The organism is Janthinobacterium sp. Bl 1 (assembly GCF_058215535.1).
Map to the genome: position 1 here is coordinate 985,237 of NZ_CM177086.1, position 15,315 is coordinate 1,000,551.

The window sequence follows — 15,315 nt, forward strand, 5'->3', positions numbered from 1 at the left end:
GAGCAAGTAGTAAATCAGCGCAGGTAAGCGCCTTCGATGCGCGCCAGCTCGCCGTTCTGCCGCATGGCGAGCAGGGCGGCATTCATCCTCTCGATGAAATCGGCCTTGTAGGCGGGCGTGTTGCGCGCGCTGTAGGCGATGTAGGTGGCTTCGGACGACAATTCCAGCACTTCGCGCAATTGAAAGCCGTAGCCGGCCAGTTCGTCTTGAAGCTGGCGCGCCGTGTGGCGTGCCGCGCCGCGGTCGCTGGCGTAGCAATCGATGCGCCGCAGGGCCAGTTTCTTCAGGTTCGCTTCATTCCCCTTGGCCGCTTCCAGGCGCAGCAGCCCCTGGCGGGCTGGCGCCATCAACTTTTCCGACAGCAAAAAACCCGTGTTGACGCCAATGGTCAGGCCCGCAAAGTCGGTCGGGAAGTGCGTGCGCGGCGTGCGCATGACGGCGTCATGGCAAAACAGCACCACCGATTCGCGGTGCAGCACGGCCGAATATGGTTGCACGTACGAGCGTTCCGTCTTGCGTCCGGGCGGAAACAGGCCGAAAACCTGGCCTTTTTCCAGCGCGTCGAGCCCCCGTTTCCAGGGGCGCGGCTGCAATTCCAGCCGGTAGCCGGGCATCGTGCCCGCCGCCTGGCGCAGGATGTCGATATACATGCCCTTGAAGACACCATTTTCCACATAGCTGTACGGCGCGTAGTCATCATCGCCGTACAGCGTGACGGTTTGCGGCGCGGCCAGGGCGCAGGGCAAGACGCCCAACAACGCCAGAGTGAGGCACAGTCCTGCCCTTATCGGTAATTGCATACCGCTCCGGAATTAATTATCTTCCTGGCTTGGAGACAGCATGGCGGCCTTGAGCTGCTGTCAATCGATCCAGTTCACCTGCGGGAACTTGCTGCCGAACTCTTCAGGCATGGGCACGACCTGGCTGCGCTTGTAGTTGAAGAAGACAAAGCCGGACTTGGCCATCGCGATCAGGGTGTTGTCGCGCGGGCGCGTGATGCGGAAGGTGATGTCGCCGCCATACTTGTTGAAATCCATGACACCCACTTCGAACAGCAGCTGGTCGCGCGCATGGGCTTCGGCGCGGTAGGTGGTGGCCAGGTCGGTGACGATGATGCCGGTGCCGTCCGCTTCGATGTCGCGCACGCCATATTCGAACAGGAAGCGGGCGCGCGCCTCGGAAATCATGGAAATCATGGAATCGTTGCCGAGATGGTTGCCGGCGTTGATGTCCGTCGTGCGTACCGTCAGTTGCGAGGAATAGCAGTACTGGTCTTCGGGAAATTCAAGTTTCAAACGGGCCATGGTGTTCTCTTGGGCTGGTGCGCAGGGCGCGGCGGAAAAACCAATTCTAGCCGGTTCCCCGCGCTCCGTCGAAAAACGCCGCCTCAGGCGTGCGTCGCCATGACTGCTTGCACATGCTCATTGGCCCACCTTATTGGCCCACCTTATTGGCCCATCTTTTTGCGTACGCTTATTTATGTACAATCTTGTACACCTTGCCCGTGCCGCTCAGCATGTACAGCTCGTTTTGCGCATCCTGGCCGAACGACAGGATGTTGCCCACGTTCGTGATGCCCCAGTCTTTCACGGCCGATGCCGTGCCATTGCTGTAGCTGAAACTCTTCAGCCAGGCGCTGCAGTAATCCGAATACAGGTATTGCCCCGTCAGTTCCGGCAAGGCCGCTCCCCGGTACACATAGCCGCCCGTGATCGAACAGCCGTTGGCCGTATCGTTGTTGTACGTGATGGCGGGCAATACCAGCCCTGCCTGGTTGCAGCTGGTGCTGTTGTAGCACTGCGTGCCTTCCATGATGTTCCAGCCATAGTTGTTGCCCGCCTGACCCACGGGGCGCGCGTCGACTTCTTCCAGGTTGGCCTGGCCCACGTCGGCGATGTACAGCAGCTGGGCTGGCACGTCGAAGGCATAGCGCCACGGGTTGCGCAAGCCGTAGGCCCAGATTTCAGGGCGCCCGCCTGCCCCGCCTGCCGTGGCAAACGGGTTGCCCGGCGGAATGGCGTACGGCTGGGCGGCGCTGCTGGCGTTGACGTCCAGGCGCAGCAGCTTGCCCAGCAGTGCATTCGTGTTTTGCGCGTTGCGTGGCGGGTCGCCCGCGCCGCCGCCATCGCCCGTGCCCGCATACAGATAGCCGTCCGGCCCAAAGCTGAGCAGGCCGCCATAGTGGTTGTTGAACGTGGGGTGGGGAATCGTCAGGATGGTCAGCGCGGACAGGGGATCGGCCACGTTGGCGTTGCCGGCCGAGACCTGCCGACGCTCGATGACGATATCGCCGGTCAGGTTGGTGTAATACAGGAAGAAATAGCCATTGCTGGCGTACTGCGGATGGAAGGCCATCGACAGCAAACCCCGCTCGCCGCTGGTGGTGGTCAGGGCGCTGATGTCGAGGTAGGGCGTGGCCACCAGATTGCCATTTTGTACCACGCGGATGCGGCCGGCCCGTTCGAGGATGAACAAACGGCTGTCGCCGGGCGGCGCCGTGAGGAAGATGGGCATGTTCAAGCCGCTGGCCACCTCCTGCAGGCCCAAGGCCAGCGACGTGGCCACCGCATACTGGATGCTGGCGCTGGCCGTCGCCCCCGCATTGACTTGTACCTGCTGCGTGACGGGCGTGGGCGCCAACGGTCCCGTGCCTTGCGCCACGCTGGCGGCGTTGAGCGTATAGGCGCCAGGTACCAGGTCCGTCAAGGTGGTGCTTGCCGTCAATGTCTTGCTGTAGGACGCAGGTCCCGTGACCGTGACGGCACCAGCTACGCCGGCCGGCAAGCCGCCGATGCTGACCGTCAGGCTGCCCGTGGTGGGGCCGGGAGCGGGGTCGTCGTCGCCACCGCCGCCACAGGCGGCCAGCAGGGCCAGGCAGCATGCCAGCAGCAGGGCCAGCCAGGGCCGGGGAAAGCGGGGAAGGAACTCGCGCATGTCAGTCTCCTGCGGGAACGGCGCAACGGTGGCTCAATCGGGTAGCCTGTGCCAAGAATGCGCGTCTTTGTCAATGTAGGTTTGAGCTGGCGCAACCGTGCGGCACCATCGGACAAATGCGCCGCGTTTTCAGACAAGCGCGGCGCCCGCTGTGCCACCGCGCCCGCTGGCGCCCGATAATGGCGCATCTGAAACCGAGCAGGAATGACACACATGAAAACCAAAGCCGCGATTGCCTGGAAGGCGGGCGCCCCGCTGACGATCGAAGAAGTCGACCTGGCCGGCCCGCGCGCCGGCGAAGTGCTGGTCGAGCTGAAAGCCACGGGCATTTGCCATACCGATTACTACACCCTGTCCGGCGCCGATCCGGAAGGCATTTTTCCTGCCATCCTCGGCCATGAAGGCGCCGGCGTCGTCGTCGACGTGGGCCCTGGCGTGACGACCCTGAAAAAGGACGATCACGTCATCCCGCTGTACACGCCGGAATGCCGCCAGTGCAAGTTCTGCCTGTCGCAAAAGACGAATCTGTGCCAGGCCATCCGTTCCACGCAGGGCCGCGGACTGATGCCGGACGCCACCAGCCGCTTCTCGCTCAATGGCCAGCCGCTGTTCCACTACATGGGCACGTCCACGTTCTCGAACTACATCGTCGTGCCGGAAATCGCTCTCGCAAAGATCCGTTCCGACGCGCCATTCGACAAGGTGTGCTACATCGGCTGCGGCGTGACGACGGGCGTGGGCGCCGTCCTGTTCTCGGCCAAGGTGGAAGCGGGTGCCAACGTGGCCGTGTTCGGCCTGGGCGGCATCGGCCTGAACGTGATCCAGGCGGCGAAAATGGTCGGCGCCGACAAGATCATCGGTATCGACATCAACCCGGCGCGCCAGGCCATCGCGCGCAAGTTCGGCATGACGCATTTCATCAACCCGAACGAAGTGGAAAACGTCGTCGACGCCATCGTGCAGCTGACGGACGGCGGCGCCGATTATTCGTTCGAATGCGTGGGCAACACCAACTTGATGCGCCAGGCGCTCGAGTGCACGCACAAGGGCTGGGGAAAATCGTTCATCATCGGTGTCGCGGCGGCGGGCCAGGAAATTTCCACCCGTCCATTCCAGCTGGTGACGGGGCGCGAATGGCGCGGTTCGGCCTTCGGTGGCGCGCGGGGACGCACGGACGTGCCGAAGATCGTCGACTGGTATATGGAAGGCAAGCTCAACATTGATGACCTGATCACGCACCGCTTGCCGCTCGAACGCATCAATGAGGGCTTCGACCTGATGAAGAGCGGCGAATCGATCCGTTCCGTGGTCCTGTATTAATCGTGTTGTATTAATTTTATCGGACTGTACTCATTGCGCAACACATGACGGACGGGGCAGGGCGGCACGCTGTACTTCGCTGCCTGCCCCTGCTAGTGTGAAGACATCACCGCCTTGCTTTGGGAGCCGTCCATGTTTGCCACTGCCTATCTCGCGACCTTGCGCCGCATGCTGCCCGTCTTCCTCGGCGCGGCCCTGTCTTCCCTGCTGGCCTTGTGGTGGAGCAATGCCGCCAGCCTTGCCACGCCCGCCATCTGGCTGGCGCTGCTGGCCACCTATCTGCTGTGCGCACTCCTGTTTACACCGCTGGCCCGGCAGAGCCGCCAGTTGGCCACGCGCCACGTGCGTCACGGCAAGCCGCGCTGACCTGCTAGCGAGCCGTGCTGGAAAAGCGCTCGCGATAGTCGCGCGGCGTGATGGCGAGTTTCTTTTGAAACAGGCGGCGCAGCCTGTCCTCGCTATGCAAGCCCGCCTGCACGGCCACCTGTTTTAAGGAAGACACATTGTCTTCCAGCAAACGGCGCGCCACTTCGAAGCGGGCCGTGTCGATGAATTCCGTGGGGCTGGTGCCCGTTTCGCGCTGGAACACGCGCGTAAAATTGCGCTCGCTCATGGCCAGTCTGGCTGCCAGCAGCGGCACGGTGAGCTCGTCGGCAAGATGTTCCATGATCCAGCCCTGCAACTGGCGGATGGTCGGATGCGTCGTCATCTGGCTCGACAGGTGCACGGAAAACTGCGACTGGCCGCCGGGCCGCTTCAAATACACAACCAGGTCGCGCGCCACTTCCAGCGCGATATCGCGGCTGAAATCGTCTTCCACGAGCGCCAGCGCCAGGTCGATGCCGGCCGTCACGCCCGCCGACGTCCAGAATTTCCCTTCCCGCACGAAAATCGCATCGGCATTGACCTGTATCAATGGATAACGCTGGCGCAGACTGTCCACGGCGCTCCAGTGCGTGGCCGCGCTCTTGCCGTCGAGCACACCGGCTTCGGCCAGGAAGAAGCAGCCCGTGCACAGGGCCGCCAGGGTATCGATGCGGGGCGCCGCTTCGGCCACCCAGGCGGCCAGGGCGGGGATGTCCTGCAAGACTTGCTCGACGTGGTGGCAGCCGACGATGACGGCCAGGTCGGGCAAGCGGCTGGCGTCGAGCGCCTTGCTGGCGTGCAGCGACATCAGGGTGTCCGATTCGACCGGGCCGATGGCCGTCGAGGCGATGCGCACGTCGTAGCCGCCGGGCAGCTTGCGCAGGCGCAGATGGGTGTTGGCGTAGTCAAACACCTTCATGGCGCCGATGGCTTCGAGCGCCTTGAAGCCGGGATAGACGATGATGTCGACGGTGCGCAGAGGAAATTCTTTGGGGCTTTGCTTGATCATGCGATATGCGCGAGGGGGATAAATACTGCCATAATGCAACAACAGCGATGGCGTAGGTTAGCATGAAATAATCGGCGCGCCCGCTGGCTCCCCACCGATCGGATTCCTGAATATCGTGCGCTTACTCCACATTTTTGCCGCCCTGACTTTGCTGTTGGGCTCATCCCTTGTCCACGCGGCCACGCTCAACTTCAATGGCGGCGGCGTCAGCGGCTGCAGCCTGAGCCAAGATGGCTTGCAATACACATGCTCGTCGCTGGCGCTCGGTTCTACCGACGTCATCGTCATCGGCAGCGCGTATGGCGTGACGGTCAACAGTTCCTTGTCGATGAGCTATAACCAGGGCTTGACGATGAGCGGCAACGCCGCGCTGACGGTCAAGGGCAATCTCGATATCAAGGATATCAATCCGCCGAACCTGAAGGTGACGGGGGGGAGCTTGACGGCCGACGGCGGTACTTTCTTCCTGGGCGCGCAGGAACAGACGATTACGGCGAATATCTCCGCCACCAGCATCAAGATGGGCTCGAACAACGTCACGGTGACGGGCAAGATCAGCGCCAAAGGGCCGGTGGAAATCGCTTCGGGTTCGGTCATCAACGGGCCGATCAGCGGCACCATCGTCAATATCCTGGCCGCCAGTACCCGCATCCAGGGCGATATCACGGCGACCACTTCGCTGACCATCGGCTCCGGCAGCCAGGTGACGGGCAACCTGAAATCGCCGACGATCGACCTGAAAGCGTCCGGCCTGCTCGTCACCGGCGACGTGGAGGCAAGCAATTCCTTGTCGATCGCCTCCGGCAATGGCATCAAGGGCAATGTGGACGCTGGCGAGGTAACGCTCGACTCGTCCAACGCCTATATCACGGGCAACGCCAAGGTCGACCACATCACCCTGGGCTGGCAGGGCCGGGTGCAGCAAACCATCACTTGCAAAACCTATACACCGTCGTATCCGTGCAGCTGCGTGACGAACAACAGCGGTTATCCCGTGGGTGAGCGGAATGGCCCGAAATGTGGGCCAGGCACCCCGGAAGGCGCCCACCATTTCCAGATCGAGCATTCGGGCAATGCCCTGACGTGCGCGCCACAGACGGTGACGGTGACGGCATGCGCGGATGCCGCCTGCAGCGCCAAGTACACGAACGGCGTGAATGTCACCGTCAGCCCTGGCGGCACGGCGACGCAGATAGGCAACACCGGCGTGGCGACGGCCAGCGTGCGCCAGTACACGGTCGGCACGGCCACCCTGAGCCTGACGAGCGTGCCCGGTACCACGGGCGCGCTTGTATGCAAGCGTGCTTCGGACAACAGCAGCAGCTGCGACATGAGCTTTGCGGCGACAGGATTGACGGTTATTCCCGTCAATCATGTTTCTGGCACGCAAAAGGCGTTCGGCATCAGCGCCGTGCAGGCGCCCCCCAGTGCGACCCCGCAAGCTTGCGTGCCCCTGTTCAAAAATACCAGCAAGACCCTGAATCTCGCTTGCAGCTATGGCAATCCCGCCAGCGGTACCCTGCCTGTTTTCGTGCAGGGAACTGGGGCGTTCGTGCCACTGGCATCGAACAGCACAAGCGCCTGCAGCACGGCGGGCGCGAACGTCAACCTGGCGTTCAACGATCAGGGCGTCGCCACCGCCATCATGTCGTATGCGGACGTGGGGCAACTGAATTTGAAGGCCACTTATACGGGGTCGGCCACAACCGGCGACGCCGGCTTGAGCATGACGGGCATCGGTAATGTTACCGTCGTGCCCGCCGCGTTCAGCGTCCCCGTCATGACCAGCCCCCAGCGCGCAGGCGCGGCAGTGGCGGTCAGCATGCGCGCGCTCAATAGCGCGGGCGCCGTGACGCCGAACTTCGGCAATGAAAATCCGGCGGAGACGGCGCTGCCGACACTGGCCAGCCTGGTCAGGCCGACGACCAGCGAGATCGCCGCGCCGGACACACCAGCCAAGCCGGCCATGCAGGGTGGCGTGGTCTTTACGAATGGCAGCGTTGTCAGCAGCGACATGAACTGGCCGGAAGTGGGCACCATCACCATCGCCTTCAATCTGGCCAACCCCAACGGCTACCTGGATGCCAACCTTGCTGTGCCGGCCTTGCTCAAGGCTTCGGGCGTGAGCGGGGAGGTGCAGTTCATCCCGCACCACTTCATTACGGAACTGGTGAAGACCGGCGCTCCCGCCGGCATCGCCACGCCGTGCGCGTCGCCGCTCACCTGCGCCAACGATGGGGCGACAGGCCGCTACGCGTATTCTGGGCAGGCGATAGGCGTGCGCGTGACGGCGCGCGCCTTGGGCGGGACGCCGACCAAAAACTATGACGACCGCGTCCCGAGCGTCCTGGCGCCCGTGCTGCTCGAAGGCCTCGATGCGGCCACGGGCACGATTTCCTTTCCGCCGAGTACCCCCGATGGCAGCAGCCGGCTTACCGACGGCAGCAAGGCGCAAACCACCGTCACCGGCGTGGCGCCCGCGAAATTTACCCTCGGCGTTGCCCTGCCCATGGTCGCCTACCGTTTTCCGGGCAAGGCCGGCGTGCCGCTGAAGGTGGCACCTACCGACGTGCGCTTGCGCGCCAGCAGCACCTATCCCGGCGGCGCCATCGTCAGCTCAAGCTCGGCAGTGATACAGAACGAGGCCCGAATGACTGTGCTGTCGGGGCAATGGATGGTGCCCCACGGCTATGGTTCCGAGTTGTTGCCCGTCAGGCTGGCCGTGCAAGTCCAGTACTGGAATGGGACGAAGTGGGTCACGAATCTGCTCGACAGCATCAGTGCGATGAAGAAGCCGGATGTGGTGCTGGCCAATTGCAAGAAAACGCTGGACTGCGCCAAGCTGGCCGTTGATGACCGGACATATACCGTCGTCCAAGGCGCATTGTCGCAAACCAATCTCCTGACCTTGCTGGCGCCCGGCGCCGGCAATGCCGGCAGCGTGGACGTTTCCGTCGGCAGCCATTCTTACCTGGCCAGCACTGTGGGCACCGTCGTCTTCGGCGTCTTCAAATCGGGCCCCGTGATTTACCTGCGCGAGATGTATTAGCCTGTACCAAGGGCAGGCGCAGACAGCGCGAAAAACCAGTAACATGGCTGGCTGTGGCATTCCCCCCAACCTCAGACTGGAGTTTTCTATGAGCACAACTTCGCAGTGGATCGATATCGCCGGCCCGGACGGCAGCTTCCAGGCTTACCTGGCCGTGCCGCACGTGGGCAAGGGTCCCGCCATCATCCTGTTGCAGGAAATTTTCGGCGTCAACGAACATATCCGCGCCGTGGCTGACCAGTATGCGGCCGATGGCTACGTGGTGCTGGTGCCGGACCTGTTCTGGCGCGCCGGCGCGCACATCGAGCTGGGCTATGACGCGGACGGCTGGAAGCGCGCCGTTGAGCTGATGCAGGCCACCGACAATCCGCAGGCCGACGCCGATATCGCCGCCACCATCGCCGCCCTGCGCGCGCGTCCGGAAGTGACGGGCAAGCTGGCTTCGGTCGGCTACTGCTTCGGCGGCCGGCTGTCGTATCAGGCGGCCGCGGCTGGTCTCGTCGATGCGGCCATCGCCTATTACGGCGGCGGCATCCAGAACAAGCTGGACCTGGCCGACCAGATCAAGGTGCCGCTGCTCATGCATTTCGGCGGCCAGGACAGCCATATTCCGCCGGAAGCCGTGCAAAAGATCGCCGAGCGCTTCGAAGACCGCCAAGACGTGGAAATCCATATCTACCCAAGCGCCGAGCACGGTTTCAACTGCACCCACCGCGACAGCTACCAGCAGCGCGCCGCCGCCCAGGCGCATGGCAATTCGTTGATTTTCCTGGCGGAAAACCTGTAAGACAGCCACCCCAGGCTGGCCAGTTGCCATAGTTTGCTCAGCAGCAAAGCGGCATGGGCGCTAAAATAGCGGCTGTGCCGGGCAACTCCGGCCGGCCGGGCGCGGCGCCCGGCAAACCTGGATGAGGAACCGAATTAAAGATGGCCCAAGTAATTGTTTCTGTAACATTGGCGGCAAGCGCCGAACGAGTGTGGGATTTTATCGGCGGCTTCCAGTCGCTGGCTGAATGGTCGAGCTCGATCAAGACCAGCCTGTCCGAGCACGGCGGCCGCGTGCGCCGTCTGAAAACCACGGACGGCGCCATCATCGCAGAACGCCTGCAAAGCTACAGCGAAGCGGACAAGAGCTACAGCTACACCATCGTCTCGGGGCCGATCCCCGTCAAGAACTACCGTTCCACCTTGCGCGTCACGGGCGAGCCGGGCGCGAACGAGTGCGTGGCCGAATGGTCGAGCGAATTCGACGCGGCCGAAGGCGTGGAAGAGGTCATGACCGGCGCGTTCCAGCATTTATACGAAACAGCGTTCGTCGATCTGAAACGCATCATGGCAATCTGAAGCCGCGCAATCCGGCATTCCCACCGGCGCTAACAATGTTGTCGGATTACGCGGCTGCGCCGCTAATCCAACCTACGGGATTGTGGCCGGCACGCTTGTAAAAACACCGGCACAGGCCGGTGTTTTTCATGATGCTTACCGTTTTACCTTCCCAAACGCTTCGCCCTTGTTCCATACCGGCAAATTCTTGTCGTTCGCCACTTCATAGCCGAGGTTCAGGGTGAACTGCGCCTGCTGCACCATGCCCGACAAGTCCCACGACGGGTTGTACTCGTCGGTGACCTGGTGGTAGTCCTTTTTAAAGGCCACCAGGCGCTCGCCCGACGCTTTCGGCTCCTGGACGAAGTCGAACGAGCCGTCGCCGGAAAACACGGCCGAGCCCACGTTGAAGGCGGGCACGCCAGCCTTGGCAAACGCAAAATGGTCGGCTCGGTAAAACGCGCCGGACAGGTCAGGGATGGTCGGTGCCAGACGCAGGCCCATGCGCTTGGCGACCTTGGCTGCGCTCGCGTACAGGCTGCTGCGTTCGGCGCCGGCCACGCCGATGTCGTGCGTCTTGCCGACAAAATTCATGCTGTCGAGGTTCAGGTCGGCGGCCGTCTTGGCCAGCGGCCACAGGGGCGCGCGCGTGTAGGCCGTGCTGCCCAGCATGCCCGTTTCTTCGCCGGCCGGCCACAGGAAGATCTGCGTGCGGCGCGCCGGCTGTTTCACGGCCACTTGCGCCATGGCCAGCAAGGCGGCCGCGCCCGAGGCGTTGTCGATGGCGCCGTTGTAGATGTGGTCGCTCTGGCCAGCGCGCTGGCTGCCTTCGTCATCCTTGCCCAGGTGGTCCCAGTGGGCCGAGTAAATGACGGCCTCGTCCTTCAATTTCGGATCCGTGCCCGGCACGATGCCGGCCACGTTGAATTGCTCGATGCTGCGCACCTGGCTGTCGAGCGCCACCTTGACCGTGGCGTTCAGGGCCACGGGGCGGAACTCGCGCGTTTCCGCCTGCGCGCGCAAGGCGTCCAGGTCCTGTCCGCCCCCCTGGAACAGCGTGCGCGCCATGTCTTCCTGCAGCCAGCCTTCCATCGCATTGCCCGCACCGGCCAGGTTGAAGCGTTCATGGCCGAAACCGTTGGCCGGTACCGACCACGGATACGAAGCCGATGCCGTCGTGTGTATCAGCAGCACGCCGGCGGCGCCCTGGCGCAGCGCTTCCTCGTACTTGTAGACCCAGCGGCCGTAATAGGTCAGCGACTTGCCGGCGAAGCGCTGCGGTTCGGCGCTTATGGGTTGCGGGTCGTTGACCATCATGATGACGAGCTTGCCCTTCAGGTCGACGCCCTTGAAATCGTCCCAGTTTTCTTCTGGCGCGCGGATGCCGTAGCCGGCGAACACGACGGGCGCGTCGAACGCCACTTTCTGCTGGCCATTTGCCGCGCCAAAGACGATGTCCTTGCCGAAGGCGGGAGACAAGGTCTTGCCGCCCGCGCTGAACGTGACTTTGCTCGATGGCAAGGCCTTGCTGCCGACGATGGTCAGCGCCTGGCGGTATGTGCCATCTTTCAACGGCTGCAGGCCGGCCACGGCCGCCTGCGTTTCCAGGTAGCGCACGGCCAGGTCGCCGCCGCGCTGGCCCGTGCCGCGTCCTTCCAGTAAATCGTCGGCCAGGAAGGACAGGTGGGCGCGCAAGGGCGCTTCGGCCACGAGCGGTTGAGCGATGGCGGCCGTGCTGAACAGGCTGGCGGCAAGGACGAGGGGAAAGCGCATGACGACTCCAAAAGTGAATACGGGAAAGCAAAGCAGCGACAATCTTACTCTACCGCAATGCCTTGGCGTAGCGCGCGGCGCGCGCGGGCCGATTGCGGCCACAATGGCTGCTCGTCCACCGACAAGGAGCGTTCCATGACTGCCACTGACTTGCAATCGAGCAATACCCTGCGTACCGCCGACGGCACATTGATCCACTACAAGGACTGGGGCAGCGGCCCGCCCGTCGTCTTCAGCCACGGCTGGCCATTGTCGTCCGACGCGTGGGAAGACCAGATGTTTTATCTGGCCTCGCGCGGCTACCGCGTCATCGCGCATGACCGGCGCGGCCATGGCCGCTCGAGCCAGCCGTTCGATGGCAACGACATGGATACCTATGCCGACGACCTGGCTGCCCTGATCGACGCGCTGGACCTGGCGGGCGCCACCCTCGTCGGCCATTCGACGGGCGGCGGCGAGGTGGCGCGCTACATCGGCCGCCATGGCACCGGGCGCCTGGCGGGCGCCGTGCTGGTGGGCGCCGTGCCGCCGCTGATGCTGCAAACCACGGAAAACCCGCTGGGCTTGCCCCTGTCCACATTTGACGCCATCCGCGCCGGCGTGCAAGCCGACCGCAGCCAGTTTTTCCAGGACTTGAGCGAGGCCTTCTATGGCTACAACCGGCCCGATGCGAAGCCGTCGCAGGGCGTGCGCGACGGTTTCTGGCGGCAAGGCATGCAGGCGGGCATGCCGGCATCCTACCTGTGCATCAAGCAATTTTCCGAGACGGATTTTACGGCGGACCTGGCCAAATTCGACGTGCCGACCCTGGTGATCCATGGCGACGACGACCAGATCGTGCCGATCGCCGCCTCGGCGCGGCGCACTGCCGAACTCATCATCGGCAGCAAGCTGCTCGTGTATGCGGGCGCGCCGCACGGCCTGGCGACGACGCACAAGGACAGGCTGAACGAGGACTTGCTGGAATTTTTGCGCCACTCGGTCGATGCGGCAAGCAATATCGAGGCGCATCTGTAAAGTAGTCGAATCTATTGCAAAACACATAATATTGCTTGGTTTTTGCACCAATTGCGTGCGGATCGCCGATTTTTCTGCGTTTTAGACTGCAAAAAATGGCGTTCTGCCGCCCCGTTCCACCCGGTAAGGTCCAGTAAAGAGTAAACTAGCGGATACACTCTTTCGCATTGGGCGATTCGAGCGAACTTGTGAGTGATTTCATGTCTGATACACCAATTTCCTTATTTTCCGACCTTAACCTGAGCGAGCCGCTGATTCGCGCGCTCAAGGATGTCGGTTACGAAACACCGTCGCCTATCCAGGCGGCCACGATTCCATTATTGCTCGCGAACCGCGACGTGCTGGGCCAGGCACAAACGGGCACGGGTAAAACCGCCGCCTTCGCCTTGCCTATCCTGTCGCGCATCGATCTGAAACAAAGCTCACCCCAAGCCCTGGTCCTGGCACCGACGCGCGAACTGGCCATCCAGGTCGCCGAAGCATTCCAGGTGTACGCCGCCCACATCCCCGGCTTCCACGTGCTGCCGATCTACGGCGGCCAAAGCTACGGCCCGCAACTGTCGGCCCTGCGCCGCGGCGTGCACGTCATCGTCGGCACCCCAGGCCGCGTCATCGATCACCTGGACAAGGGTTCGCTCGACCTGTCCAAGCTGAAAACCCTGGTGCTCGACGAAGCCGATGAAATGCTGCGCATGGGCTTTATCGACGACGTCGAACGTATCTTGAAAGAAACCCCGGAAGGCCATCAAACGGCGTTGTTCTCGGCCACCATGCCTTCCGTCATCAAGCGCATCGCCACGACCTACCTGGTGAACCCGGCCGAAGTGACGGTCGCCGCCAAGACGGGCACGGCCGACAACATCCGCCAGCGCTACTGGCTGGTGTCGGGCATGCACAAGCTCGACGCGCTGACCCGCATCCTGGAAGCGGAAGCGTTTGACGGCATGATCATTTTCGCCCGCACCAAGCTGGGCACGGAAGAGCTGGCCGGCAAGCTGCAAGCCCGTGGCTTCTCGGCTGCCGCCATCAATGGCGACATCCAGCAAGCCCAGCGCGAGCGCACGATCCAGCAGTTGAAAGACGGCAAGATCGACATCCTCGTGGCAACCGACGTGGCCGCCCGCGGCCTGGACGTCGAGCGCATCAGCCACGTCGTCAACTACGACGTGCCGCACGATCCGGAAAGCTATACCCACCGCATCGGCCGCACGGGCCGCGCCGGCCGCAGCGGCGAAGCGATTTTGTTCATCACTCCGCGTGAAAAGAACTTGTTGAAAGCCATCGAACGCTCGACCCGCCAGCCGATCGGCATGCTGGAACTGCCAACGATCCAGGCCGTCAACGACGTGCGTATCGCCAAGTTCAAGGAACAGATCAGCGAAACCCTGGCCCTGGGCGAACTGGAGCAGTTCCAGTCGCTGATCGAGGATTTCGAACGCGAACAAAACATTCCCGCCATTGAAATCGCCGCCGCCCTGGCGAAGATGGCGCGTGGCAATGTGCCGCTGCTGCTGGACAAGAACAAGGCGCGCGAGCAAGCCACGTGGCAAGACGACCGTCCAGTGCGCCAAGACCGTTTTGACCGCCACGACCGTTTCGAACGCAATGACCGCTTCGACCGCAACGAGCGCAGCGAACGTCCGGCCTTCCCGAAAAAGGAACGCATCCAGCGTCCAGCCGACGCCGGCATGCAGACCTTCCGCATTGAAGTTGGTCATCAACATGGCGTGAAACCAGGCAATATCGTGGGCGCCATTGCCAACGAAGCGGGCATCGATTCGAAAAACATCGGCCGCATCGAAATCTATGACGACTATAGTGTCCTGGACTTGCCGGACAGCATGCCGAAAGAATTGCTGGACCAGCTGAAAACCGTGTGGGTCGCGGGCCAGCAGCTGCGCATCAGCCGCGACGGCGACGCGCCGGACCTGGCACCGCCAGCCGCGCCGCGCAAGCCGTTCGCCGCCAAGTCCGCGCCAGCGTTCAAGGATGCGCCTGCGGATGCGGGCGACGCAGCCCCTGCGCCGCGCGCGCCGAAGAAGGAACGTCCACGCCCAGGCGTGACGGCCTACCGCATTGAAGTGGGCCGCGAGCACTCCGTGACGCCAAGCAACATCGTCGGCGCCATCGCCAACGAAGCGAACCTGGAAGCCAAGCATATCGGCCGTATCGATATCTTTGACAACTTCAGCGTGCTGGACCTGCCGGAAGGCATGCCGCCGGAAATCCTCGACCATCTGAAATCGGTCGTGGTCTCGGGCCAGAAACTGCGCATCAGCCTCGACGACGGGACGACGGAGCGCAAGCCTGCGCCACCGCGTCCGAAGTCGCCTCCCCGTAAGACCTACAAGTAAGCCATCCCCACGGGCGCTCCGGCGCCTGTGTCGCGGATTGGAGACAGTTCCCCTACTGGCGCATTCGCGCCAGTTTTTATTTTCCCTCAAGAAATGAATATTGTTGCCGCGTTATTGTTGGCAGCAGGCGTCGCCATGTTCCGGCCATTGCGCCAGTTCCCTTGCGCCTT

At 63.0% G+C, this 15,315-nt stretch carries 12 protein-coding genes; 7 read left to right on the forward strand and 5 right to left on the reverse strand.

Annotated features, from left to right (window positions below):
* Positions 1 to 14: 14 nt before the first annotated feature.
* The 3 genes from AC4BCN_RS04450 to AC4BCN_RS04460 form a co-directional block, all read right to left on the reverse strand.
* A complete protein-coding gene (locus AC4BCN_RS04450; RefSeq protein WP_490492662.1) occupies positions 15 to 800 on the reverse strand; it encodes a substrate-binding periplasmic protein in 786 nt (261 codons plus the stop codon).
* A gap of 60 nt (positions 801 to 860) precedes the next feature.
* Positions 861 to 1,304, reverse strand: a complete 444-nt coding sequence (locus AC4BCN_RS04455) for a thioesterase family protein (protein WP_034753479.1) — start codon at positions 1,302 to 1,304, stop codon at positions 861 to 863.
* A 169-nt stretch (positions 1,305 to 1,473) separates the two neighbouring features.
* The gene (locus AC4BCN_RS04460) at positions 1,474 to 2,934 is read right to left on the reverse strand and encodes a PQQ-dependent sugar dehydrogenase (RefSeq protein ID WP_490492663.1); all 1,461 of its coding nucleotides are present in this window, start codon (positions 2,932 to 2,934) and stop codon (positions 1,474 to 1,476) included.
* Between the two features lie 213 nt (positions 2,935 to 3,147).
* Between AC4BCN_RS04460 and AC4BCN_RS04465 the strand changes: the two genes are divergently transcribed.
* Together AC4BCN_RS04465 and AC4BCN_RS04470 are read left to right on the forward strand one after the other, a co-directional pair.
* A complete protein-coding gene (locus AC4BCN_RS04465; protein ID WP_485880207.1) occupies positions 3,148 to 4,254 on the forward strand; it encodes an S-(hydroxymethyl)glutathione dehydrogenase/class III alcohol dehydrogenase in 1,107 nt (368 codons plus the stop codon).
* A 132-nt stretch (positions 4,255 to 4,386) separates the two neighbouring features.
* Positions 4,387 to 4,620, forward strand: a complete 234-nt coding sequence (locus AC4BCN_RS04470; protein WP_034784311.1) for a hypothetical protein — start codon at positions 4,387 to 4,389, stop codon at positions 4,618 to 4,620.
* A 4-nt stretch (positions 4,621 to 4,624) separates the two neighbouring features.
* On the opposite strand, the gene AC4BCN_RS04475 is transcribed toward AC4BCN_RS04470, so the two are convergent.
* Positions 4,625 to 5,629 carry a GlxA family transcriptional regulator gene (locus AC4BCN_RS04475; RefSeq protein ID WP_139092606.1) on the reverse strand — a complete coding sequence of 335 codons (1,005 nt, stop codon included), beginning with the start codon at positions 5,627 to 5,629 and terminating at the stop codon, positions 4,625 to 4,627.
* 115 nt (positions 5,630 to 5,744) lie between these two features.
* On the opposite strand from AC4BCN_RS04475, the gene AC4BCN_RS04480 reads away from it, so the two are divergent.
* The 3 genes from AC4BCN_RS04480 (at position 5,745) to AC4BCN_RS04490 (ending at position 10,022) form a co-directional block, all read left to right on the forward strand.
* Positions 5,745 to 8,678, forward strand: a complete 2,934-nt coding sequence (locus tag AC4BCN_RS04480) for a DUF6701 domain-containing protein (protein WP_490492664.1) — start codon at positions 5,745 to 5,747, stop codon at positions 8,676 to 8,678.
* An 88-nt stretch (positions 8,679 to 8,766) separates the two neighbouring features.
* Entirely contained in the window at positions 8,767 to 9,465 is a 699-nt protein-coding gene (locus AC4BCN_RS04485) for a dienelactone hydrolase family protein (protein WP_331778540.1), read from the forward strand.
* Positions 9,466 to 9,605: 140 nt separating this feature from the next.
* Positions 9,606 to 10,022 carry an SRPBCC family protein gene (locus AC4BCN_RS04490; RefSeq protein WP_046682194.1) on the forward strand — a complete coding sequence of 139 codons (417 nt, stop codon included), beginning with the start codon at positions 9,606 to 9,608 and terminating at the stop codon, positions 10,020 to 10,022.
* A 135-nt stretch (positions 10,023 to 10,157) separates the two neighbouring features.
* Here the strand turns inward: AC4BCN_RS04490 and AC4BCN_RS04495 are convergent, their stop codons facing one another.
* On the reverse strand, positions 10,158 to 11,774 hold the full coding sequence (locus tag AC4BCN_RS04495) for a M28 family peptidase (protein ID WP_490492665.1): 1,617 nt from the start codon (positions 11,772 to 11,774) through the stop codon (positions 10,158 to 10,160).
* Positions 11,775 to 11,909: 135 nt separating this feature from the next.
* Here AC4BCN_RS04495 and AC4BCN_RS04500 point away from each other — a divergent pair, with 135 nt between their 5' ends.
* Entirely contained in the window at positions 11,910 to 12,791 is an 882-nt protein-coding gene (locus tag AC4BCN_RS04500) for an alpha/beta fold hydrolase (RefSeq protein ID WP_456148409.1), read from the forward strand.
* A gap of 200 nt (positions 12,792 to 12,991) precedes the next feature.
* Positions 12,992 to 15,145, forward strand: coding sequence for a DEAD/DEAH box helicase (locus AC4BCN_RS04505; RefSeq protein ID WP_490492666.1), 2,154 nt, complete (start codon positions 12,992 to 12,994; stop codon positions 15,143 to 15,145).
* The last annotated feature ends 170 nt before the right edge of the window (positions 15,146 to 15,315 follow it).

What these genes read in the sequence shown, in the direction of transcription:
- AC4BCN_RS04455 (WP_034753479.1), bottom strand. Translation starts at nt 1,304, where the DNA reads ATGGCCCGTTTGAAACTTGAATTTCCCGAAGACCAGTACTGCTATTCC.
- AC4BCN_RS04475 (WP_139092606.1), bottom strand. Translation starts at nt 5,629, where the DNA reads ATGATCAAGCAAAGCCCCAAAGAATTTCCTCTGCGCACCGTCGACATC.
- AC4BCN_RS04465 (WP_485880207.1), top strand. Translation starts at nt 3,148, where the DNA reads ATGAAAACCAAAGCCGCGATTGCCTGGAAGGCGGGCGCCCCGCTGACG.
- AC4BCN_RS04485 (WP_331778540.1), top strand. Translation starts at nt 8,767, where the DNA reads ATGAGCACAACTTCGCAGTGGATCGATATCGCCGGCCCGGACGGCAGC.
- AC4BCN_RS04490 (WP_046682194.1), top strand. Translation starts at nt 9,606, where the DNA reads ATGGCCCAAGTAATTGTTTCTGTAACATTGGCGGCAAGCGCCGAACGA.
- AC4BCN_RS04450 (WP_490492662.1), bottom strand. Translation starts at nt 800, where the DNA reads ATGCAATTACCGATAAGGGCAGGACTGTGCCTCACTCTGGCGTTGTTG.
- AC4BCN_RS04470 (WP_034784311.1), top strand. Translation starts at nt 4,387, where the DNA reads ATGTTTGCCACTGCCTATCTCGCGACCTTGCGCCGCATGCTGCCCGTC.
- AC4BCN_RS04505 (WP_490492666.1), top strand. Translation starts at nt 12,992, where the DNA reads ATGTCTGATACACCAATTTCCTTATTTTCCGACCTTAACCTGAGCGAG.
- AC4BCN_RS04495 (WP_490492665.1), bottom strand. Translation starts at nt 11,774, where the DNA reads ATGCGCTTTCCCCTCGTCCTTGCCGCCAGCCTGTTCAGCACGGCCGCC.
- AC4BCN_RS04460 (WP_490492663.1), bottom strand. Translation starts at nt 2,934, where the DNA reads ATGCGCGAGTTCCTTCCCCGCTTTCCCCGGCCCTGGCTGGCCCTGCTG.
- AC4BCN_RS04500 (WP_456148409.1), top strand. Translation starts at nt 11,910, where the DNA reads ATGACTGCCACTGACTTGCAATCGAGCAATACCCTGCGTACCGCCGAC.